The sequence below is a fragment of the Leisingera sp. F5 genome (assembly GCF_001593695.1).
Window position 1 is genome coordinate 141,401 of record NZ_LUKH01000009.1, and the last position, 20,318, is coordinate 161,718.

The following is a 20,318-nucleotide window of genomic DNA, read 5'->3' on the forward strand; positions in this document are numbered from 1 at the left end:
TGTTTCAGGCGCCGCGTTTCCGTTCCGGCGGGGCTCCCGCCAGCTGCAGGATCATCTCAGATGATCCCTCCCTGTTGGGCCGGGCGCCGCTGCCGCGGCGCGGGGCTGCGGCATCAGCCCTGAGGGACAACAATCACCTTAGGCGCTTTCTGATCGCGATAGTCGCGGCGGTCCTCGGCCCGGTCCAGATGGTCCTCCACCACATCCCAAACGCCAGTGTCCACAGCTTCATCGCGACGGTTTTCGCGGCGGTCGGCGCGGTTTTCCACCCGGTCGACGACCTCGCCATTGGCGGCAAAGGCGGGGGCCGCCAGCGGCAGGACAACGGCGGCGGACAGGATCAGGGCAAGCGCAGATTTTGCGAGGGTCATTTCGGTCTCCTTGGCTGTGTTACTCGTGACTTCCGCAAGCACAAACGCAGGCTGCCGGCGCTTCCGTCGCCTGTTTATCGATGACCTTGCGTCAAGCAACCTGCCGCACCGCGCCAGCGGTGCCACGCCCAAGCCTGCAAGGGTTTTGGCGCAGCCAAGGCACACTGCCAGGCGCGGGAGCACCTCCTTTGCGTGCCTGCCAGCAAAGCAATCAAAAAAAACGCGCCCTCTTGGGGGCGCGTTTTTCCAACTTGCAAAGTATTGGCCTCAGACGCCGGCGTCGACAATCGCCTTGGCCAGCACCGGCACGGTTTGCGCATTGAGACCGGCGATGTTCAAGCGGCTGTCGCCGACCATGTAGATGCCATTGTCCACCCGCATTTTCTCGACCAGTTCCGGCGTGGTACCAAGCAGCGAGAACATGCCGCGGTGCTGGGCGATGAAGCCGAAACGGTCAGAGCCGGTCAGACGCTGCAGTTCATCCGCAAGGCTCTGGCGCAGGTCCAGCATGCCCAGGCGCACCTCTTCCAGCTCTGCCGCCCAGTCAGCGCGCAAAACTTCGTCGTTCAGGATCATCGTCACCAGGCGCGCGCCGTGATCCGGCGGGAAGGAATAGTTCTGGCGGTTCAGGAACGCCAGGGTGCCCTGGTTCAGCGCCTGAGCACCTGCGTCGTTGGACACGGCCATCAAGAGGCCGGTGCGCTCACGGTAGATGCCGAAGTTCTTGGAGCAGCTCGCGGCAATCAGCACCTCGGGGCAGCTGGAGGCGACCAGGCGCACGCCCAGCGCGTCCTCTTCCAGACCATCGCCGAAACCCTGGTAAGCAATGTCGATCATCGGAATCAGGCCGCGCTCGTTCAGCAGCGCGATGACCTCTTTCCATTGCACCTCATTGAGGTTGGCGCCGGTCGGGTTGTGGCAGCAGCCGTGCAGCAGAACCACGTCGCCCTTCTGCGCGCCCTTCAGGTCTTCCATCATGCCGTCGAAGTTCACGCCGCGGGTGTCACGGTCGAAATACCGGTAAACCACCGTCTCAACGCCAACGTAGTTCAGGATCGACACATGGTTCGGCCAGGTCGGATCCGACACAAAAACACGAGCCTTGGGGTTGGCCATCTTGATCAGCTCAAACGCCTGGCGCACCGCGCCGGTGCCGCCCGGGGTGGCCGCCGCTGCAATGTTCTCGCGCGCGACTGCATCACCCAGGATCAGCTTGATCATCGCATCGCCATAGGCCGGATCGCCGGCCAGCCCGACATAGGCCTTGCTGGTCTGCTCTTCCCACAGCTTGTGCTCAGCTGCCTTGATGGCGCGCATCACCGGGGTGACGCCCTCGGCGTTCTTGTAGACGCCGACGCCAAGGTCGATCTTGTCCGCGCGCGGGTCGTCGCGGTACATCTGCATCAGCGCCAGGATCTTGTCAGCGGGCTGGGGTTTCAGGGTCTCGAACATCAGTTCTCTCCGGTAGCAACGGGAAGGGTCGGGAAGGCACCCCATTCCGACCACGAGCCGTCATAGACCGCATGATCGGTCTTGCCGATGCGCTCCAATGCAAGGCTGAGGACGGCGGCAGTGACGCCCGAACCGCAGGTGGTAATCACGGGTTTGTTCAGATCGGCACCGGCAGCGGCAAATTCGGCGCGCAGCCCCTCTGCATCCTTCATGGTGCCATCCGCATTCAGCACGCGGCCAAAGGGAACGTTTTTCGACCCGGGGATGTGACCGGCCCGCAGGCCTTCACGGGGTTCCGGCACATCGCCGCGAAACCGCTCGGCAGCGCGGGCATCAATGATTTCATGGTCGCCCAGTTTGGCAGCTGACGACACCTGCGTCACATCCCGCACCATGTGGTTTTGCACCCGCACGGTCATATGGCGGTCGCGGATCACCGGCGGCAGATCTTCAACCGGGCGTCCCTCGGCCTGCCATTTCGGGAAACCGCCGTCCAGCACGGCAATGTTGTGCTGCCCCATCAGCCGGAACAGCCACCAGACCCGGGCCGCGGATTTCAGCCCGGCAGTGTCATAGACCACCACCTGATGGCCGTCGCCCACACCCATCGCCCGCAAGCGGGACATGAATTTCTCAACCGGCGGCACCATATGCGGCAATTCCGAGCGGTGGTCGGAAATATCATCAATATCAAAAAAGCGCGCACCAGGGATATGGGCCGCGCTGTATTCCGCCTTGGGGTCGCGGTTTTCCTGCGGCAAATACCAGGATGCGTCCAGCACCCGCAGATCCGGATCCTTCAGATGGGCGGCCAGCCAGTCGGTGGAAACCAGCGTCTTCGGATCATCCTGCATCAAAGCGTCTCCCTTTCTGCGCATGCGCCATGGGTACATCCGGCGGCACAGCGGTGCAAGACCGCGCCACCCTCTACCTGCGGTTACAAAAATCTTGCGGGCCTTTAACGGAGCGGTAATAACATGGGCCCCAGTTTCATTATTTCATTGCAAAGGTTCTTTGTATGTCCGGTTTCCGCAGTTTCCTTGCAGCTTTTCTGATTGCGGCGGGCATGTTCGGCCCCGGCGCCTTGCGCGCAGAATGTTTGGAAATCGGAAAAACATGCATTGGCAGCAATGACTTGAAGGTAAAAGTCCGGATTGGAAACCACACGCCGGACTTGCAGGGGCTGATCCGGTTCACGGAACTGACCGATCTTACACTGATGGCCGACCTGCGGTTCAAGGACCCTGTCGATCTGTCCCCCCTCGCCGCGATGCCAAAGCTGGAAAGGCTGGCCTTGGTAAACATCACCGCACCGGACCTTGCACCGCTGACCCGGCTGCCGGGACTGAAGCGGCTCAGCCTTGATTCTGTCCGCGCGCCAGATTTTACCCGCCTGGCCCGAATGACACAGCTTGAGCACCTCTCGATCTGGGGCGCCGGGAACGTCACCGACCTGTCCTTTGCCAGCAGCCTGACCCGGCTGCAGAGCCTGAACATCGCAGATTCCGGCGTGTCCGACCTAAGCCCGTTGTCAGACCTCACCAGCCTGGAAGTCTTTCTTGCCTTCAACACCCGGATCTCTGATCTTAGCCCGCTGGCCGGTGCCAACCTGCAGGTGGCCTGGATTTCCAATTGCCCGGTCCAAAGCGTGGCCGCGCTGGCCGCCTCCGACCGGCTGGAGATGCTGCGCGCCGATGGAACCCAGCTGAAAACCCTGGACGGGCTGGAGGGGAAACCAGCACTGCACACCCTGATTCTGTCAGACACGCAGGTGGCGGATCTGACCCCGATTACGGGGGCCACCGGTTTGAAGGAGCTGGCCTTGGACGGAACCCGGATCAGCGATATCACACCGCTGAACGGGCTGGATGCGCTGCACAAGTTGAACCTGACAGACACAGCCATCTCCAACCTTGCGCCGCTGGCGGGCAAAAACCTGCGCGTGCTGTCGCTCACCAATACTGCCGTGTCCAGCCTTGCTGCGGTGGCGGACATGGAGACCCTTTGGGACTTCAGCATTTCCGGAACAGCCGTCACCGATCTCACCCCGCTCAGGACCCTTAAAAAGCTCTCTATTCTCCGGGCGATCGGCCTGCCCGCCGAGGCGCTGAAGCCGCTGCTGGAGGTTGAAAACCTGCGGATTGTCTTTGCCGGCCCGGACTTCGAGTCGCACAGGCGCCTGCTTGGGAAAGCGAAAATCGCCCAGTACATCGCAACCACCCCCTAGCAGGTACAGTTTCGGTGTTGTCTTATCGGACGCTGATCTTCGGCCCCGCCAGTGCAGCGTCCGGCAAGACCATGCGCGGCAGGGGCGGCGGCACATCAACTTTCTGCGGCAAGGGACAACGCGCACCGGACGCGCCGGACAGACAGCGGTACCCTATGCCACCACCCGCAGCCGGGGTGGTTGGGCGCGGCCCGTTGCCGGACCGGCAGAAAACCGGTGGGCAAAGGCCAGGCCCGCCCGGATCACTTGCGGCTCCATCTTTCCGCCGGCAACCACCGCCACAGCCGCGCGCGCCTGGCCCGTTTGATCCCGGCGCATGTGGTGCAGCATCCGCAAAAGCGCGGCTTCATCCGGTGTCGCCTTGGCTCGGTGCTCCAGATCAAAGGGGTCAATGAAACCGAACTGATCGCTCCGGCTGTTCAGCGCCGCACGCACAACCTTCATCAGCGCCAGCGCAGCCGGCAGGCCGATCGCCTCGCCCCAGCGCTCAGCCGCCACTATATACGCCTGCTGCCAGGCCTGGCCCGCCGGCTCTTGGTAGCTCAGCAGAAAATGCCGCAGCACCGGCAGCAGCCCGGCCTCAAATTCATCAAACTCATGCACCGCCAGCGGCACACCGGGCCGGACCGCGGCCTCAGGCAATGGAACATTCATGCGCTTTTCCCACGATTGAAGGCTGGGCAACAGCCGGGCCGCCCTCTCCGTCCGGGCGTGATCCAAAAGCGAATCTGCTGGGCAACGCTTATCTGACTTAATTAGTCGGATACCGCAAGTATCCCTGCAAAACAGGATCAGCGCCGGCCGGCTGCAGGGGAGTGTCAGGCGGAAAAGCACTAATACCGTGACACCCAAAGATATCAGCGCGCAGGCGCACAATCCCTGCTTCTTCCTGGTTGGAAATACTCCGGGTGAATTGGCCGCCAGGCCAAGAGGGCAGCGCCCTGCCCCTGATCAGCGCGCGTCCTTCAGCAGCCGCTGCTTCTGGCGGGACCAGTCGCGTTTGGCCTCACTCGCCCGCTTGTCGTGGTTCTTTTTACCTTTGGCGATACCCAGTTTGATCTTTGCGCGGCCCTTGTGGTTGAAGTACATAACCAGCGGCACCAGGGTCATCCCTTTGCGCTGGGTGGCGTTCCACAGATCCGACAGCTCTTTGCGCGATACCAGCAGCTTGCGGCGGCGGCGCTCTTCATGCTTAAAAAGCTTGGCCTGCTCGTAAGGCGGGATATAGGCGTTCACCAGCCACAACTCGCCGTTCTCTACCGCGGCATAGCTGTCGGCGATGTTGGAACCGCCCCCGCGCAGCGCCTTGACCTCGGACCCTTCCAGCATAATGCCGCATTCGATATCATCTTCGATCGCATAATCGAACCGCGCCCGCCGGCTCTCGGCGATCACTTTGTAATTCGGGTCGGATGTCTGCTTGTTCTTGGCCATAGGGGGCAGATGTAAGGCGGCGCGGCGGCGGGCGCAAGGCGCGCTTCACGGCTTGCGGCTGCGCAGCAGCGTGAAAACACCACTGCCGACAATCACTGCGCTGCCGATCAGGGTCAGCGCATCGGGCTGCTCGCCAAATACCAGCACCCCCAGCACCATGGCAAAGATCAACCTGGTATAGCGGAACGGCGCAACCACCGAGATTTCCCCCGCCCGCATCGCCCCGGACAAGGCGTTATAGGCAATGACCCCGATCACCGTCGCCGCCGTGATCTCCAACCAGTTGCGCGAGGCAGGCCAAACCGCCCCGCCGGTCCAGCCCAGCGCGACCGCACCGGCAACCACCAGCATGGCAAAGCCAAGGAACCCTAGTTGGTTGTTGCTCATGTCCTTGGGCGCCGCACGGGTGGCCAGATCGCGGCCCGCAAACCCGAGCGTGCCGGCAACTGCAAACAGCGAGGCAGGCTCGAACCCGCTCAGCCCAGGGCGCAGAATCAGCAGCACCCCGGCAAAGCCCAGCCCGATCGCCAGCCAGCGCCGCCAGCCGACGGTCTCGCCAAAGAACACCACTGCACCTGCTGCCACGACCAAAGGCGTGGCCTGCAGGATGGCCGAGGCCGAGGACAAAGGCGTCAGCGCAATCGCCAGGGTGAAACACAGCCGCCCGACGACCTCTGCCACAGACCGCAGCAGCATCGGGCGCGTGCCAAAACCCGGGTGCCAGGGAGCGTGACCCTGCGCACGCGCCATCGCAGCAAAGACCGCCATGCCGCCAAACCCGAACAGGATCAGAATCTGTCCCACAGGAATGTCGCGGGCAGCGGATTTGATGAACATGTCCTCCAGCGCAAAGGTGGCCATCGCCAGCACCATCAGCAGGCTTCCGCGCAGCGTGTCCATTCCGGTGCCCTTTCAAATCCAAATAACTCAATGACTTGGGCAAGTGGTAGTGGGGCCAAGAAAAATGCACAAGTGAAGGGTATCAATCCCGCTGCGTCAGAAGGACCTGCCGGTAATGATGCATATTGAGGAAGGCCGCGCCGGTGTCCAGGCTGCGGTAGCCGTGCGGCTGGTCGGCGGCAAAGCGCAGCCCCTGCCCCGCCTCCAGCGGCACCCATTCGCCGTCGCGAAGCACCTCCATCGACCCGTGCAGCACAAAGACCTCCTCGGTGACGCCGGTGTCATGCGGCTGCGACTGATGGCTCTGGCCCGGCTGCAGCGTCACCTGGAAAGTCTCGGCCCCCAGCAGCGGGTCAAAGGGAAAGACGATCTTGACGCCGATGCTGCCCGGAAACTGCACGGTCTCATAAACCCCGGTGGCTGCACTCACCGGCCGCGCCGCCTCACCCAGCAGGGCCGTCAGCGGCAGGTGAAACCCTTTGGCGATCTTCCACATCGTGGCAATCGTCGGACTTGATTCGCCGCGCTCGATCTGCCCCAGCATCGCCTTGCTGACCCCGGTCGCCTCTGCCGCCTTGGTCAGGCTAAGCCCTGCCGCCGCGCGGATCTCCCGCAGGTTCAGGGTGATGGTTTCATCGCTCATAAGATCCGCCGCTCAAAAAACACTTGTGCGTTATAGCGCACGATGTGTAGTGTGCGCTATAACGCACAACACCCCTAGCCGATCCGGCGCCAAAGGAAAAGCCGCATGCTCAAGGATCTGAAGCTTTCGCATATCGTCTCTGGCGCGGTCGCCGTACTGGTCGGCTATACCGGATCGGTCGCCATCATCTTTCAGGCGATTGAGGCGGTGGGCGCTACCCAGTCCCAGGCCAACAGCTGGATGCTGGTTTTGGGCCTCGGGATGGGGATTACCTGCCTGATCCTGTCGGTGATTTACCGGATGCCGATCCTGACCGCCTGGTCGACACCCGGCGCCGCGCTGCTGGCGGTCAGCCTCAACGGTGTGCCGCTGGCAGAGGCTGTTGGCGCCTTCCTTTTCTGCGCCGTCCTGTTGACCCTCACCGGCGTCACTGGATGGTTTGCTGCTCTCTCCCGCCTGATCCCCGACAGCCTGGCCAGCGCGATGCTGGCAGGCATCCTCTTCCAGTTCGGTCTTTCGGCCTTCACCTCGCTGCAAAACGACACCGCACTGGTGGCCGTCATGGGCCTTACCTTCCTTGCAGGCCGCAAACTGTTTCCCCGCTATACCATCCCAGCGGTACTGGCCGCCGGCGTTACCTGGTGCGCAGGCACCGAAGCCTTTGGCAGCCTGGAAGCGCTCGATCTGACCCTGACCCGCCCGGAATTCGTGATGCCCGCCTTCTCGCTGCCGGTGCTGATCGGCATTGGCCTGCCGCTCTATATCGTCACCATGTCCTCGCAAAACATGCCTGGTGTGGTGGCACTGAAAGCCTGCGGCTATGAAGCACCCGTTTCCGCCAGCCTGACCGTCACTGGCCTGGCCTCCCTTATCCTCGCGCCCTTCGGCGGCTTTGCCTTCAACCTCGCTGCCATCACCGCCGCCATCTGCGCCGGCCCCGAGGCAGACGAAAACCCGGACACCCGCTATCTGGCCGGTGTGATGACCGGTCTTGTCTACATCCTGGTGGGCCTCGGCGGCGCCACCGTCATCAGCCTGTTCCTGATCGCTCCCAAGGCGCTGGTCGCCACTGTTGCAGGCCTGGCGCTGCTCTCTACCATCGGCAACAGCCTCTCCGCCGCTCTGGCAAACACCAAAGGTCGGGAGGCCGCGCTGATCACCTTTATGACAACCGTCTCGGGCATCAGCTTCCTGGGAATCGGCGCTCCCTTCTGGGCGCTGGTGCTGGGGCTAGCCGTGAATCATTGGCTGAAAATTCCCGAACCGGCGCCGGTGCGCGCCTGAGAGACAACCCGAGAGACATTTCACCGCTGAAATCCGGCGCCAACTGCGCCAAAATTACCGAACAGCCCCCCGGCAGGTTGCCTTTATTGCGCAAATCGTGTCCCTGAGGGCAAAGACTAAGGGATATAGCCTGATGCCAATGTACCGATCCAGAACCTCCACCCATGGCCGCAACATGGCGGGCGCACGCGGATTGTGGCGTGCAACCGGCATGAAGGACGATGATTTCGGCAAGCCGATCATCGCCATCGTCAACTCCTTCACCCAGTTCGTGCCCGGCCACGTCCACCTCAAGGACCTGGGCCAGATGGTCGCCCGCGAGGTCGAGGCGGCCGGCGGCGTAGCCAAAGAGTTCAACACCATCGCGGTGGATGACGGCATCGCCATGGGCCATGACGGCATGCTGTATTCGCTGCCCTCGCGCGAAGTGATCGCCGACAGCGTCGAGTACATGGTCAACGCCCATTGCGCCGACGCCATGGTCTGCATCTCCAACTGCGACAAGATCACCCCCGGCATGCTGATGGCCGCCATGCGCCTGAATATCCCGGCGATCTTTGTCTCTGGCGGCCCGATGGAAGCGGGCAAGATCGACATTGCCGATCTGGACATGAAAAAGATCGACCTGGTGGACGCCATGGTCGCCGCGGCAAATGACAAATTCACCGACGAGCAGGTCCAGCATATCGAAGAGAACGCCTGCCCGACCTGCGGGTCGTGCTCGGGCATGTTCACCGCCAACTCGATGAACTGCCTGGCCGAGGCCCTGGGCCTGGCGCTGCCCGGCAACGGCTCGACGCTGGCCACCCATGCCGACCGCAAACACCTGTTCCTGGAAGCGGGTCGCAAGATCGTCGACATCACCAAGCGTCACTATGTGGGCGAAGAAAAAGGCCTGCTGCCGCGCGAAATCGCTTCGTTCGAGGCCTTCGAGAACGCGATGAGCCTGGACATCGCCATGGGCGGCTCCACCAACACCGTGCTGCACCTCTTGGCCATCGCCAACGAGGGCGAGGTGGACTTCAACATGTCCCACATGGACGCGCTGAGCCGCAAGGTGCCGTGCCTGTGCAAGGTCGCGCCGAACACCGCCAATGTGCATATGGAAGACGTCCACCGGGCCGGCGGCATCTTCTCGATCCTGGGCGAATTGTCCCGTGCCGGCCTGCTGCACAACGACTGCAGCACCGTGCATACCGCGACCATGGGCGAGGCGATTGCAAAATGGGACATCAAGGTTGCCAACAACCCCGAGGCCGAAGAGCTGTTCAAGGCCGCTCCCGGCGGCGTGCGGACCACACAGGCGTTCAGCCAGTCCAACCGTTATAAGGAACTGGACAATGACCGTGAAAACGGCGTGATCCGCTCCAAGGAACACGCCTTCAGCCAGGACGGCGGCCTTGCGGTTCTGTCCGGCAATATCGCGCTGGACGGCTGCATCGTGAAAACTGCAGGCGTGGACGCCAGCAACCTGACCTTCACCGGCTCCGCCTATGTCTGCGAAAGCCAGGACGCGGCGGTCAACGACATCCTGACCGGCAAGGTCAAGGAAGGCGACGTGGTGGTGATCCGCTACGAGGGTCCGCGCGGCGGTCCGGGGATGCAGGAAATGCTCTACCCGACCTCCTATCTGAAGTCGAAGGGCCTGGGCAAGAAATGCGCGCTCTTGACCGACGGGCGATTCTCCGGCGGCACCTCGGGCCTGTCTATCGGCCATGTCTCCCCCGAGGCAGCCGAAGGCGGTCTGATCGGCCTAGTGCAACAGGGTGACACCATCGAGATCGACATCCCCAACCGCTCGATCCACCTGGCGGTTGCAGATGAAGAGCTGGCCGCGCGCCGCGAAGCGCAGGACGCAGCAGGCTGGAAACCCGCCGCGCCGCGCAAGCGCAAGGTCTCCAAAGCGCTGAAAGCCTATGGGCTGCTGGCCACCTCCGCCGCTAAGGGCGCGGTGCGCGCACTGCCCGGCGAAGACTGAAGCCCTTCAGTCTCGATACATTCAACACCCGCCGCTAAAATGAAAGGCGGCGGGTGTTCTATTGGCGCCTGTCCCTGAACTGCCTCGCAGAAACATTCCTGTACCAGTAAGAACTCCCGCCCCCGCTGTGTCCCGCTGGCTGATGCCAGCACGCCAAGCGGCATTGGGCCAAGCGCCGCGCTAACGCGCGGCGTGCCTCCGGCGGGGTATTTGGGACCAGAAAGAATCTTTGCGGATTTTTTTGGAGCGCAACCGCGCCGCGTCAGCGGCGCCGGGCCCAAGGCTTACCGCTGCATCTATGATGCGGCGGCACAGACGCGGGAGCGTCTCCTTCCGTGCCCAGCCCCATCACTCCCCCAGCTTGGCGTGCACCTCGTCCAAGTCGATCTCACCCAACGGCATCTTGTTGCCGGGGTTCTCGAAGTCGTATTTGAACAGTTCGAAATCGCGTTTGTAGATTTCATAGACCAGATGCATCGACAGGTCGTCGAAGTAGTCCTCGACAGCATGGGCGCGCTTGGGGCCGTGGCCTTCGCTTTCGTTGAAACGCGGGATTGCGTTCAGGTCCACCGCATGCGGTGTTTCGATGCCATCAAGCACTCCCTGCATGCCGGCATTAAAATCCTCGGTCCAGAAGATCCGGTTGTAGCGGCCGCCGTTCAGGATGAAGGTCGACACATGCCCCGACATCGCCGACCAGTGGATGTCCGGATCCATCGGGCGGCGCCAGCGGATGGTGTCGCGCACAAACAGCAGAAACCGGCGGAAGCTGGCGATCTGGTCGAATTCCTGCTTGCCGTCCTCGCCGCCGACCTCGATGCCGTATTCATAGGCCAGCTTGGGCACCAGGTTGCCGCGGTAGCGCCGCCCGTTGCGCTGGATGCCGCAGATCTTGTCAAAGAAGGAGCTGAGGACACGGGTATAAGGGTTCCTCACACAGGTGAAGGCATAAGACCTGTGCCCCTGCACATTGCGGGTGATCGGCCCCTGGCTGTGCTCCAGCGCCCATTTGTGCAGGCCCTCTTTGGCGTCATGAATGTCGCCCTCGAAGAACCGCCCGTGATCCGAGTAATGCAGGATCTGCCCGATCGTCGAGCAGGCGCATTTTGGCACCACCCGGTAGACCACACTTTCACTTTCCGTCATCCAGGTGCCCGGGAACCCCATCCGCTGCCCTCTTTATAATTCTTGCCTTGCTCCCAGCAGTATTCGCATATGTTTACCGAAACGGGAACTATCTGGTTTATTCGTTCCTTAAGCCCGCTTATCAAGGGAAACAATCAGGCAAAACAAGGCAATCTGTCCGCGCCATGGCAAAAATCGCATATATTCTGCTCTGCCATAAAGACCCCGAGGCGATCATCCAGCAGGCCGAGCGGCTGACCGCGGCCGGTGACTACATGGCGATTCACTTTGACGGGCGGGCGGCGCCGGAAGATTACCAAATGATCCGGGCCGAGCTGGCGGGCAATCCCAATGTGGCCTTTGCCGGAAAGCGGATCAAATGCGGCTGGGGGGAGTGGTCGCTGGTGCAGGCGACGCTGCACGCGCTGCGCAGCGCGGTCGAGGAATTTCCCCGCGCCACCCATTTCTACATGCTGTCGGGCGATTGCATGGCGGTGAAAACGGCAGAATACGCCCACCGCTTCCTTGACCGGCATGACAAGGATTTCATCGAAAGCTTCGATTTCTTCGAAAGCGACTGGATCAAGACCGGCATGAAGGAAGACCGGCTGATCTACCGGCATGTCTTCAACGAGCGCAAGCATAAGCAGCTGTTCTACTGGAGCCATGGGCTGCAGAAACGCCTGGGGCTGCAACGCGAGGTGCCGGCGGATATCCAAGTGCAGATCGGCAGCCAGTGGTGGTGCTTGCGCCGCCGCACGGTGGAGTGGATTCTGGATTTCACCCGCAAGCGCCGCGATGTGATGCGGTTCTTCCGCACCACCTGGATCCCGGATGAAACCTTCTTTCAGACCCTGGTGCGCCACCTGATCCCGGAAGCCGAGATCGAGACCCGCACCCTCACCTTCCTGATGTTCACCGATTACGGGATGCCGGTGAATTTCCACAATGACCATTACGACCTGCTGCTGAGCCAGGATTTTTTGTTCGCCCGCAAGATCAGCCCGGAAGCGACCGAGCTGAAGTCGCGGCTCGGGCGGCTTTACGCGGCGCAAGGCGTCGACTTCCAGATCTCCAACGAGGGGCGCAGCCTGTATAAATTCCTGGCCCAGCGGGGCCGGATCGGGCGCCGGTTTGCGCCACGGTTTTGGGAGACCGAAAGCTCGCTGGGGCGCGAGCGCGAGCTGCTGATCGTGGTCTGCAAGAAATGGCACGTGGCCAAGCGGCTGCTGGAGCAGATCCGCCAGGTGACCAATATCCCGGCCATCGAATACCTGTTCGACGAAGAAGACACCCCGTTGCCCGACCTCGGCGGTATCCAGGCGGCGCTGATGAAACGCACCCGCCATCGCCGCGCGCTGATGCGGATGCTGTTCGAATACTATGAGTCCGATCAGCTGATCATCTGCCTGGATCCCGGCGCCGTCGACCTGATGAATGATTTCCATTCCGACCGCTCTTCGACCCGTTTTCTGCAGATCGAATGCGAATTCAGCGACGACTACCTGACCGGCCACGCGCACAGGGTCGGGCTGGCGGGTGAACGCACACCGCAATTGACGCTGGAGCGGCTGCTGCCGACAATCCGCAACGACATCCTGCATGAAAACGACCGCATCCGCGATGCCGGGTTCAGCCAGCTGTTCCATATGCGGGAAAGCAGCAGCCCGGAGGAAAACGCAGGGCAGCTGCGCGGTTTTCTGGGGCTGACCGAGGAGAAAGCCATGCAGATCGCCGGAACCCATTACCTGTTCGCAGATTGACCCGGCCGCCGCGCGCGGCAGCCCGCATTGACTAGACCAGGATTGCGGCTTCGTCCTATGCCCATGGCCGGCTCTGCCGGGCCTGGACCATGAAGACCGAAAGGAGTGAAAGATGGCAGACCAGCCGGAACGCAAAGCCGTCTTCCTGACCGGCAGCCTGATGCGGCATGTCACCCGCATGTCGCTGACCGCCAGCATAGGGCTGATGGCGATGTTTGCGGTTGATTTCGTCGACATGGCCTTTATCGCGATGCTGGGAAATGACGCGCTGGCAGCTGCGGTGGGATATGCCGGAACGCTGCTGTTTTTCACCAATTCGATCAATATCGGACTGTCCATCGCTGCAGGTTCACTGGTGGCGCGGGAGCTGGGCGCGGGCAGGCCGGGTCAGGCGCAGCATTATGCCACCAGCGTGGCCGCCATCGGGGGGTTGATAGGGCTTTTGATGCCGGTCCTGGTGCTGGCCTATCTGGAACAGATCCTGGCGCTGCTCGGTGCCGAGGGTGAGGTGCTGCGGCTGGCCATGCGCTATGTCTGGATCATCCTGCCGACGATGTGGGTAATGGCGCTGGCAATGACCGGCATGGCGGTGCTGCGCGCCCATGGCGATGCGCGCCGGTCAATGATGGCGACACTGTACGGCGGCGGGTTGAACGCGGTGCTGGACCCGCTGCTGATCTTTGGCCTGGGACTGGGGCTGGACGGGGCAGCCATTGCTTCGGTGCTGGCGCGCACCTGTATGCTGGGGGCCGCCTTCTGGCCCGCCATCCGGGTGCATCAGGGCTTCATGCCGCCCTCGCTGCGGCAGATCGGCGGCGACCTGCGGGCGATCCGGGCCATTGCGGTGCCTGCGGTGCTGACCAATGTCGCAACCCCGCTCGGCAACGCCATTGTCCTGCGCGAAATCGCCCAGTTCGGCACTGAGGCGGTCGCCGGGATGGCGGTGATCGGGCGCTTGATGCCGGTGGCCTTCTCGGTGATCTTTGCGCTGTCCGGCGCCATCGGCCCGATCATCGGCCAGAACTTTGGCGCCGGGCAGTTTGCCCGCGTCCGCCAGGCGTTTCTGGCTGGCGTCACCTTTACCGCGGTGTACGTTCTGCTGATGGCGGCAGTGCTGTTTGCCCTGCGCGAGCCGATCGCGGATCTGTTCTCTGCCACCGGTGAGACCCGCGCGCTGATCTATCTGTTCTGCGGGCCGCTGGCGCTGGCGTATTTTTTCAACGGGGTGCTCTTTGTCGAAAACGCCAGCTTCAACAACCTCGGCCACCCGGTCTATTCCACCTGGATCAACTGGGGCCGTCACACCCTGGGGACCTGGCCGCTGGCAGTGCTGGGCGGCGTCCTGGGCGGTGCGCCGGGGGTGCTGCTGGGCCAGGCGGCCGGCGGGGTGATCTTTGCCTGCCTGGGCGGGCTGCTGGTGCACCGGGTGCTGCTGCGGCTGACCCGGCCTGCCGCGGTCGATGCCTTTGCCCCGCAGAACCGGCTGCACGCCCTGATGGGGCGCCGCGGCTGGTAGTCCGTCATCAGCCCTGCATCACCGCAGAACTCGCCAGATGTTCGGCGATCCAGTCAAACACCAAGCTGGGCCCCCGCAGGCGGCTGGAATAGTCGCGCGACATCACATAGCCGGCATCGCTGACCACCGCATCCGGCACCGCCCTGACCAGCGACCCGTTCTGAAGCAGCCTGTCGATCAGCCCCAGCCAGCCCAGGGCAATACCATCGCCCGACACGGCCGACTGCACCACCATGTCGTAGTTGTTGAAACTGATGTAATTCTTCGACCGCTCCCCCGCGATGCCCAAGCGGTCGAACCAGCCTTGCCAGGTCTGCCACTCCGCTGATGCCGGTTTCGACAGGCTGAGCAGCTGAAAATCCAGCAAGCTTGCAGCTGAAGGCACCGGGCCATGCCTTTCCAGATAGGCCGGGCTGCACACCGCCCCGACCCGCTCCTGCAACAGCATCACATCGCCGTCGCCCATACTGCTGCGCGGGCCGACGTGAATCTTGATATCGCAATCCTCGCCATAGTCGTCCGGCGGCACTTGGCTGGCCAGGATCTGGATTTCGATCTCATCCCCCAATTCGGCGCGCAAATGCGACAGCCGCGGCAAAAGCCAGAAACTGGCAAAGGCAAAATCCGCCGAAATCCGCACCCTGGGGCGGGACTTTCGCTCCAGCAGCGACGCCATGGAATTTCCCATCTGCGCCATTGCCGGACGGACCACATTCAACAGCCGCACCCCCTCGTTGGTCAGCGACACACCGCGGTGCTCGCGCCGGAACAGGGCAATGCCCAATTCGGTCTCAAGCCCTTTGATTTTCTGCGAGACCGCCGATTGCGTCAGCCCCAGTGCTTCGGCTGCGCCCGTAAAGTTTCCATGCCGGGCCACCAGGTCGAACGTGTGCAAAGCGACCAGGCTGTAGCTCAGCTTCCTATTAATGCTGCTAATGTCATTCATAAATTATTGCCTACTGCAAAAGGCAGAATTTTTGTACCAGAAAATGCCCTGTGTAAGATCTGCTAAGCCGTAGCCCCGGGCGGCATCAATGGGCAGATCAACAGAAAACAGGGATTCTTCATGTCAATCAAACCTCCTTTAACGGATCTGCCGATCGGCACGTCCGACAGCGGATTTTACCGGGGCTTCAGCCAGATCGTCACCATTTCGTCAAAACTGATGATCGGCGGGCTGGTGGTCTGGGCCATTGCCTTTCCCGAACAATCCGGTGCGGTGCTGAATTCGATCAACGGCTTCATCCTCTCCTCCTTCGGCGCCTGGTACATCTGGACCGTGGCACTGTTCGTGCTGTGCTGCATCGCGCTGGCAATATGGCCCACCGCCGGGCGGCTGAAGCTGGGCCAGGACCAGGACAAACCGGAGTTTTCCAACTTCTCGTGGTTTTCGATGATGTTCGGGGCCGGTATCGGCGTCGGCATGCTGACCTGGGCCGTGGCCGAGCCGATCTATCACTGGAACAACAACCCCGAAGTGATCCAGGGCCTGACCAATGGCGGCGCGGCGGATAACATCCGCATGGCCTATAAATGGTCATTCCTGCATTGGGGGCTGGGCGCCTGGGCCTGCTATGCAATCGCCGGGCTGGCACTAGGGTTCTTCAGCTACCGCCGCGGCCTGCCGCTGACCATGCGGTCGTCGCTGACGCCGCTGTTCGGCGCCCGGCTGTCCGGGTCCATCGGCCATCTGGTGGATATCGTCGCCGTGGTCGCCACCATCCTTGGCGTCGCCCAGACCCTGGGCTTCGGGGTGGAGCAGTTTGTCTCTGGCCTCACCCGTATTGGCATCGGCGGCCTGACCAACGAGGCCGGTACGGCCAATACCGCAGGTGTGATCGTGGCAATCCTGGTGATCATGCTGGCCTCCACCGCCTCGGCGCTGTCCGGCGTGGGCAAGGGGATCAAATGGCTCTCCAACATCAACATGGTGCTGAGCATCGCGCTGCTGAGCTTTTTCCTGCTGTTCGGCTCCACCTTCTTTGGCCTGCAGGCGCTGGTTGTCGGGCTGTGGGACTACCTGATTGCGCTGCCGGATATGATGTTCCGTGTCTGGACCGGCGACGGCAACCCGGACAGCGTGGCCACAAAACTGGAAGGCTGGCAGGGCGGCTGGTCGGTGTTCTACTGGGCCTGGTGGATTGCATTCGCCCCGTTTGTCGGCCTGTTCCTGGCCCGCATCTCCAAAGGCCGTACCATCCGCGAGTTTGTGCTGGGCGCCATGATCGTGCCCTCGCTGATGTGTTTTGTCTGGTTCACCTGGGCCGGCGGCACCGCCATCGACCTCGAGCTTTACGGCGGCGCAAACGGCCAGATCGCCAGCGCACCCGATGGCGACAAGATCTTTGCCATGGTACAATACATGCTGTCGCCCTGGGTCGGCTGGGCGATGTCGGTGATGATCGTGGTGCTCTTGATGACCTATCTGGTCACCACGGCGGACAGCGCGGTGCTGATCGTCAACACCATCAACGCCGCCGGTGACGAAGGCCCCAAGGCCCGCCCGCATATCATCTTCTGGGGTGTGGCGCTTGGCGCGGTGGTGACGGCGCTGCTGCTGGTCGGCGGATTGAAGGCAATCCAGACCGCTATGGTGATCGGCGCCCTGCCCTTTTCGGTTGTGATGGTGCTGCAATGCGCGGCCCTGATCAAGGCGATCTACAACGACGGCCGCCGCGAACAGGCAGGTCTGGCTACCACCATCACCCAGGAGCCGGCCGAGTAAGGCATCTCCCCGTGAATGGCCGCTGGCGGGCAGGGCGGCCGTTCGCACTCTCCATATCTGCTGCCCGCACCTTTTCCGGCGCTGAGCACAGCAACAAAGGAAGCAAAATGACCAAATTCTACAACAGGGAAACTCTCCACCCCGCCGCCCGTATGCATGCGGAAGAAGCGGCCCTTGGCAAACTGGACCGCCGCGAGTTCCTGTCCCGCGCAACCGCGCTTGGGGTGACCGCCTCTGCCGCCTACGGCATGATCGGCCTCAGCCAGCCGGTGCAGGCGGCAGTCAATCCCCAGCAGGGCGGCACCATCCGCATCCAGCAGGTGGTGCGCGCGCTGCTTGACCCGCCGCTGTTCAACTGGCCGCAGCTGGGCAACCTGGTGCGCGGCTATCTGGAATATCTGGTGCAATACAATGCCGACGGCACCTTTGAACCGCGTCTGCTGGAAAGCTGGGAGGTCAACGAGGATGCCACCGAATACCTGCTGCACATCCGCCCTGGCGTGAACTGGAACGACGGCCGCGGCACCCTGACCGCCAAGGACGTCGCCTATAACTTTGCCCGCTGGTGCGATGGCAAGTGGGAAGGCAACTCGATGGCGGCCCGCATGGGGTCGCTGCAGAACGAGGCCGGCGACGGCCCCGCCGAAGGCGCGCTGGAGGTGGTCGACGACCTGACGCTGAAGGTAAAGCTCACCCGCCCGGATATTACCATTATCCCGGCAGTCACCGAATACCCCGCCGCCATCGTACCGGACGGCTGGTCGGGCGATCCGGGCGCCGATCCGGTCGGCACCGGGCCTTATAAGCTGGTGGAATACGAGGTCGGCGTGAAAGTCGCGCTGGAAAAGAACACCGATCACGAATGGTGGGGCGAAGGCGCCTATCTTGACCGGATTGAATTCATCGACTTCGGCACCGATGCCTCCACCCACCTGTCGGCCGCCGAGGCCGAAGAAATCGACATGACCTACGAAACCGTGGGCGAATATGTCGATATCTTCACCTCCATCGGCTGGAACGTGAGCGAGTCGGTTTCTGCCAATACCCTGGTGCTGCGCACCAACCGCGACGCCGAGGTCGATGGCGCGCAGCCCTATGCCGACGCCCGCGTCCGCCGCGCTCTGGCGCTGGCCTGCGATAACGCGGTGCTGCTGGAGCTGGGCTATGACGGCCGCGGCACCCTTGCGGAAAACCACCACGTCTGCCCGATCCACCCGGAATACGCCGACATTGGCGCTCCGGTGCGCGACGCCGACGCCGCGCGCCAGCTGATGGAAGAAGCCGGGATGCTCGATTTCGAGCATGAGCTGTACTCCATCGATGACGACTGGCGGCGCAATACCACCGATGCGCTGGCAGCACAGATGCGCGACGCAGGCCTCAAGGTCAAACGCACGGTGCTGCCCGGCAACACCTTCTGGAACGACTGGGACAAATATCCCTTCAGCTCCACCGACTGGGGCCACCGCCCGCTGGGGGTGCAGGTGCTGACACTGGCCTATAAAACCGGGGTGGCCTGGAATGAAACCGGCCTCGCCAGCGCCGAGTTCGACAGCATGCTGGAGGCCGCCTCAGCCATTGCCGATGCCGATACCCGCCGGGGGCATATGGAGAAGATTGAGCAGTTCATGCGCGAGGACGGCACCGTGATCCAGCCCTACTGGCGCTCGCTTTACCGTCACGCCCGTCCCGGTATCATCGGTGCCGAAAGCCATCCGATCAACGAAATCCACGTGCACAAGCTGGCACTGGAAGCCTGATCAGGCCTCGAATAGAAGGGCGCGCGCCAGACCCGGCGCGCGCCCGTTTTCATCAGATATCGACCTCTACCCGGCCAATCGGGTTGGAACAGCAGGCCAGGATATAGCCCGCCTCCACGTCTTCTTCCGAGATGCCGCCGTTGTGGACCATATGCACGTCGCCCGCGGTTTTCTTGACCTTGCAGGTGCCGCAGATGCCAAAGGTGCAGCCCGACGGGATATTCAGCCCCGACGCCTTGGCCACCGCCAGCACGGTGTCGGTCTCGGTGCAGGCCGCCATCACACCGGAGGCCGCAAAGCTGATCTCGGCGGCAGCGGTCTCTTCCGGCACCACATCGTCGATCTCGGGCGCATCTGCCGCAGTCTCAACCGGCGCGCCAAAGCTCTCCTGGTTGTAGTTCTCCATGTCGAAGCCCAGGCCGTTGAGCATGTCGCGCACCGCCTGCATGAAGGGTTCCGGCCCGCAGCAGTAGACCTCGCGCTCCAGATAATCCTGCGCAATCAGGCCCAGCATGATCTGATTGAGCTGGCCGCGGTAGCCGGTCCAGACCTGATAGGGGTCGTCCTCCTCCACCACCAGGTTCAGCTTCAGCCCCGGCAGCCGCGACGCCATGCTTTCCAGCTGCTGGCGCGCGATAATCTCGCTGGGGCGCTTGGCGCAGTTGATAAAGCAGATGTCGGGCGACTGGCCGCGGTCAAACAGATACTGCGTCATCGACAGGCTGGGCGTGATGCCGGAACCTGCAGAGATGAACAGGAACTTGCCGTTCGGGCGCTTGGGCAGGGTGAATACACCCGCCGGTCCCGACGCTCGGATATGCCTCCCCGGCCTCAGGTGGTCCAGCATCCAGCGGGTGCCGATGCTGTCGCCCTGCGCCTTGACCGTCACCGAGATCGACAGCGGGCGCGAGGGCGAAGAGCTGATGGTGTAGGTCCGCCAGACGGTTTCACCAGGCACCGGCAGCTCCAGCGTCAGAAACTGGCCGGGCTGGTACTTGAACCACGCACCGGACGGCGCGCGGAAGCTGAAAGTGGCGGTGTTTGGCGCTTCCGGCACAACCGAGACGCATTCCAGCATCTCGTCGTCCTTCCACGCCAAGGTTTCGTCCAGCGTCTCGAAATTAGCCTGCAGTCCCATGT

General features: G+C 62.6%; 17 protein-coding genes. 7 read left to right on the forward strand and 10 right to left on the reverse strand.

Annotated elements, in window-relative coordinates:
• Positions 1–113 precede the first annotated feature (113 nt).
• From A2I95_RS08115 to sseA, 3 genes are all read right to left on the reverse strand, one after another.
• The gene (locus A2I95_RS08115) at positions 114–371 is read right to left on the reverse strand and encodes a hypothetical protein (protein WP_291729288.1); all 258 of its coding nucleotides are present in this window, start codon (positions 369–371) and stop codon (positions 114–116) included.
• 267 nt (positions 372–638) lie between these two features.
• Positions 639–1,823, reverse strand: a complete 1,185-nt coding sequence (locus A2I95_RS08120; RefSeq protein ID WP_291729289.1) for an amino acid aminotransferase — start codon at positions 1,821–1,823, stop codon at positions 639–641.
• A complete protein-coding gene (gene sseA / locus A2I95_RS08125) occupies positions 1,823–2,677 on the reverse strand; it encodes a 3-mercaptopyruvate sulfurtransferase (RefSeq protein WP_291729290.1) in 855 nt (284 codons plus the stop codon). Before sseA ends, A2I95_RS08120 begins: the two co-directional genes overlap by 1 nt.
• 281 nt (positions 2,678–2,958) lie before the next feature.
• On the opposite strand from sseA, the gene A2I95_RS08130 reads away from it, so the two are divergent.
• Positions 2,959–4,050 carry a leucine-rich repeat domain-containing protein gene (locus tag A2I95_RS08130; protein ID WP_291729291.1) on the forward strand — a complete coding sequence of 364 codons (1,092 nt, stop codon included), beginning with the start codon at positions 2,959–2,961 and terminating at the stop codon, positions 4,048–4,050.
• Between the two features lie 153 nt (positions 4,051–4,203).
• Here the strand turns inward: A2I95_RS08130 and A2I95_RS08135 are convergent, their stop codons facing one another.
• From A2I95_RS08135 to A2I95_RS08150, 4 genes are all read right to left on the reverse strand, one after another.
• Positions 4,204–4,704, reverse strand: a complete 501-nt coding sequence (locus tag A2I95_RS08135) for a hypothetical protein (protein WP_291729292.1) — start codon at positions 4,702–4,704, stop codon at positions 4,204–4,206.
• A gap of 297 nt (positions 4,705–5,001) precedes the next feature.
• Complete coding sequence (gene smpB / locus A2I95_RS08140; protein WP_291729293.1) at positions 5,002–5,484, reverse strand: SsrA-binding protein SmpB; 483 nt, start codon at positions 5,482–5,484, stop codon at positions 5,002–5,004.
• A gap of 45 nt (positions 5,485–5,529) precedes the next feature.
• Entirely contained in the window at positions 5,530–6,384 is an 855-nt protein-coding gene (locus A2I95_RS08145; protein ID WP_291729294.1) for a DMT family transporter, read from the reverse strand.
• An 82-nt stretch (positions 6,385–6,466) separates the two neighbouring features.
• A complete protein-coding gene (locus tag A2I95_RS08150; protein ID WP_291729295.1) occupies positions 6,467–7,027 on the reverse strand; it encodes an XRE family transcriptional regulator in 561 nt (186 codons plus the stop codon).
• A 105-nt stretch (positions 7,028–7,132) separates the two neighbouring features.
• Between A2I95_RS08150 and A2I95_RS08155 the strand changes: the two genes are divergently transcribed.
• Positions 7,133–8,311 (forward strand): benzoate/H(+) symporter BenE family transporter, encoded by a 1,179-nt coding sequence (locus A2I95_RS08155; protein WP_291729296.1) that lies wholly within the window; start codon positions 7,133–7,135, stop codon positions 8,309–8,311.
• 133 nt (positions 8,312–8,444) lie between these two features.
• Entirely contained in the window at positions 8,445–10,289 is a 1,845-nt protein-coding gene (ilvD, locus tag A2I95_RS08160; RefSeq protein ID WP_291729297.1) for a dihydroxy-acid dehydratase, read from the forward strand.
• A gap of 348 nt (positions 10,290–10,637) precedes the next feature.
• On the opposite strand, the gene A2I95_RS08165 is transcribed toward ilvD, so the two are convergent.
• Positions 10,638–11,456: a sulfotransferase family protein gene (locus tag A2I95_RS08165; protein ID WP_291729298.1), complete on the reverse strand. Its 819-nt coding sequence runs from the start codon at positions 11,454–11,456 to the stop codon at positions 10,638–10,640.
• Positions 11,457–11,599: 143 nt separating this feature from the next.
• Between A2I95_RS08165 and A2I95_RS08170 the strand changes: the two genes are divergently transcribed.
• The gene (locus A2I95_RS08170) at positions 11,600–13,177 is read left to right on the forward strand and encodes a DUF5928 domain-containing protein (protein WP_291729299.1); all 1,578 of its coding nucleotides are present in this window, start codon (positions 11,600–11,602) and stop codon (positions 13,175–13,177) included.
• A 112-nt stretch (positions 13,178–13,289) separates the two neighbouring features.
• The gene (locus A2I95_RS08175) at positions 13,290–14,693 is read left to right on the forward strand and encodes an MATE family efflux transporter (protein WP_291729300.1); all 1,404 of its coding nucleotides are present in this window, start codon (positions 13,290–13,292) and stop codon (positions 14,691–14,693) included.
• Between the two features lie 7 nt (positions 14,694–14,700).
• On the opposite strand, the gene A2I95_RS08180 is transcribed toward A2I95_RS08175, so the two are convergent.
• A complete protein-coding gene (locus A2I95_RS08180) occupies positions 14,701–15,639 on the reverse strand; it encodes a LysR family transcriptional regulator (RefSeq protein ID WP_291729301.1) in 939 nt (312 codons plus the stop codon).
• Positions 15,640–15,759: 120 nt separating this feature from the next.
• On the opposite strand from A2I95_RS08180, the gene A2I95_RS08185 reads away from it, so the two are divergent.
• Both A2I95_RS08185 and A2I95_RS08190 read left to right on the forward strand, forming a co-directional pair.
• Complete coding sequence (locus A2I95_RS08185; RefSeq protein ID WP_291729302.1) at positions 15,760–17,418, forward strand: BCCT family transporter; 1,659 nt, start codon at positions 15,760–15,762, stop codon at positions 17,416–17,418.
• A gap of 107 nt (positions 17,419–17,525) precedes the next feature.
• Positions 17,526–19,178 carry an ABC transporter substrate-binding protein gene (locus A2I95_RS08190; RefSeq protein WP_291729303.1) on the forward strand — a complete coding sequence of 551 codons (1,653 nt, stop codon included), beginning with the start codon at positions 17,526–17,528 and terminating at the stop codon, positions 19,176–19,178.
• Between the two features lie 52 nt (positions 19,179–19,230).
• Here the strand turns inward: A2I95_RS08190 and A2I95_RS08195 are convergent, their stop codons facing one another.
• Positions 19,231–20,316 (reverse strand): hybrid-cluster NAD(P)-dependent oxidoreductase, encoded by a 1,086-nt coding sequence (locus A2I95_RS08195; RefSeq protein WP_291729304.1) that lies wholly within the window; start codon positions 20,314–20,316, stop codon positions 19,231–19,233.
• Between the last annotated feature and the right edge of the window lie 2 nt (positions 20,317–20,318).

Bases quoted from the DNA above. Each gene is read 5' to 3' on its own strand.
- A2I95_RS08115 (WP_291729288.1), bottom strand. From the start codon at position 371: ATGACCCTCGCAAAATCTGCGCTTGCCCTGATCCTGTCCGCCGCCGTT.
- A2I95_RS08120 (WP_291729289.1), bottom strand. From the start codon at position 1,823: ATGTTCGAGACCCTGAAACCCCAGCCCGCTGACAAGATCCTGGCGCTG.
- sseA (WP_291729290.1), bottom strand. From the start codon at position 2,677: ATGCAGGATGATCCGAAGACGCTGGTTTCCACCGACTGGCTGGCCGCC.
- A2I95_RS08135 (WP_291729292.1), bottom strand. From the start codon at position 4,704: ATGAATGTTCCATTGCCTGAGGCCGCGGTCCGGCCCGGTGTGCCGCTG.
- smpB (WP_291729293.1), bottom strand. From the start codon at position 5,484: ATGGCCAAGAACAAGCAGACATCCGACCCGAATTACAAAGTGATCGCC.
- A2I95_RS08145 (WP_291729294.1), bottom strand. From the start codon at position 6,384: ATGGACACGCTGCGCGGAAGCCTGCTGATGGTGCTGGCGATGGCCACC.
- A2I95_RS08150 (WP_291729295.1), bottom strand. From the start codon at position 7,027: ATGAGCGATGAAACCATCACCCTGAACCTGCGGGAGATCCGCGCGGCG.
- A2I95_RS08155 (WP_291729296.1), top strand. From the start codon at position 7,133: ATGCTCAAGGATCTGAAGCTTTCGCATATCGTCTCTGGCGCGGTCGCC.
- ilvD (WP_291729297.1), top strand. From the start codon at position 8,445: ATGCCAATGTACCGATCCAGAACCTCCACCCATGGCCGCAACATGGCG.
- A2I95_RS08165 (WP_291729298.1), bottom strand. From the start codon at position 11,456: ATGGGGTTCCCGGGCACCTGGATGACGGAAAGTGAAAGTGTGGTCTAC.
- A2I95_RS08170 (WP_291729299.1), top strand. From the start codon at position 11,600: ATGGCAAAAATCGCATATATTCTGCTCTGCCATAAAGACCCCGAGGCG.
- A2I95_RS08175 (WP_291729300.1), top strand. From the start codon at position 13,290: ATGGCAGACCAGCCGGAACGCAAAGCCGTCTTCCTGACCGGCAGCCTG.
- A2I95_RS08180 (WP_291729301.1), bottom strand. From the start codon at position 15,639: ATGAATGACATTAGCAGCATTAATAGGAAGCTGAGCTACAGCCTGGTC.
- A2I95_RS08185 (WP_291729302.1), top strand. From the start codon at position 15,760: ATGTCAATCAAACCTCCTTTAACGGATCTGCCGATCGGCACGTCCGAC.
- A2I95_RS08190 (WP_291729303.1), top strand. From the start codon at position 17,526: ATGACCAAATTCTACAACAGGGAAACTCTCCACCCCGCCGCCCGTATG.
- A2I95_RS08195 (WP_291729304.1), bottom strand. From the start codon at position 20,316: ATGGGACTGCAGGCTAATTTCGAGACGCTGGACGAAACCTTGGCGTGG.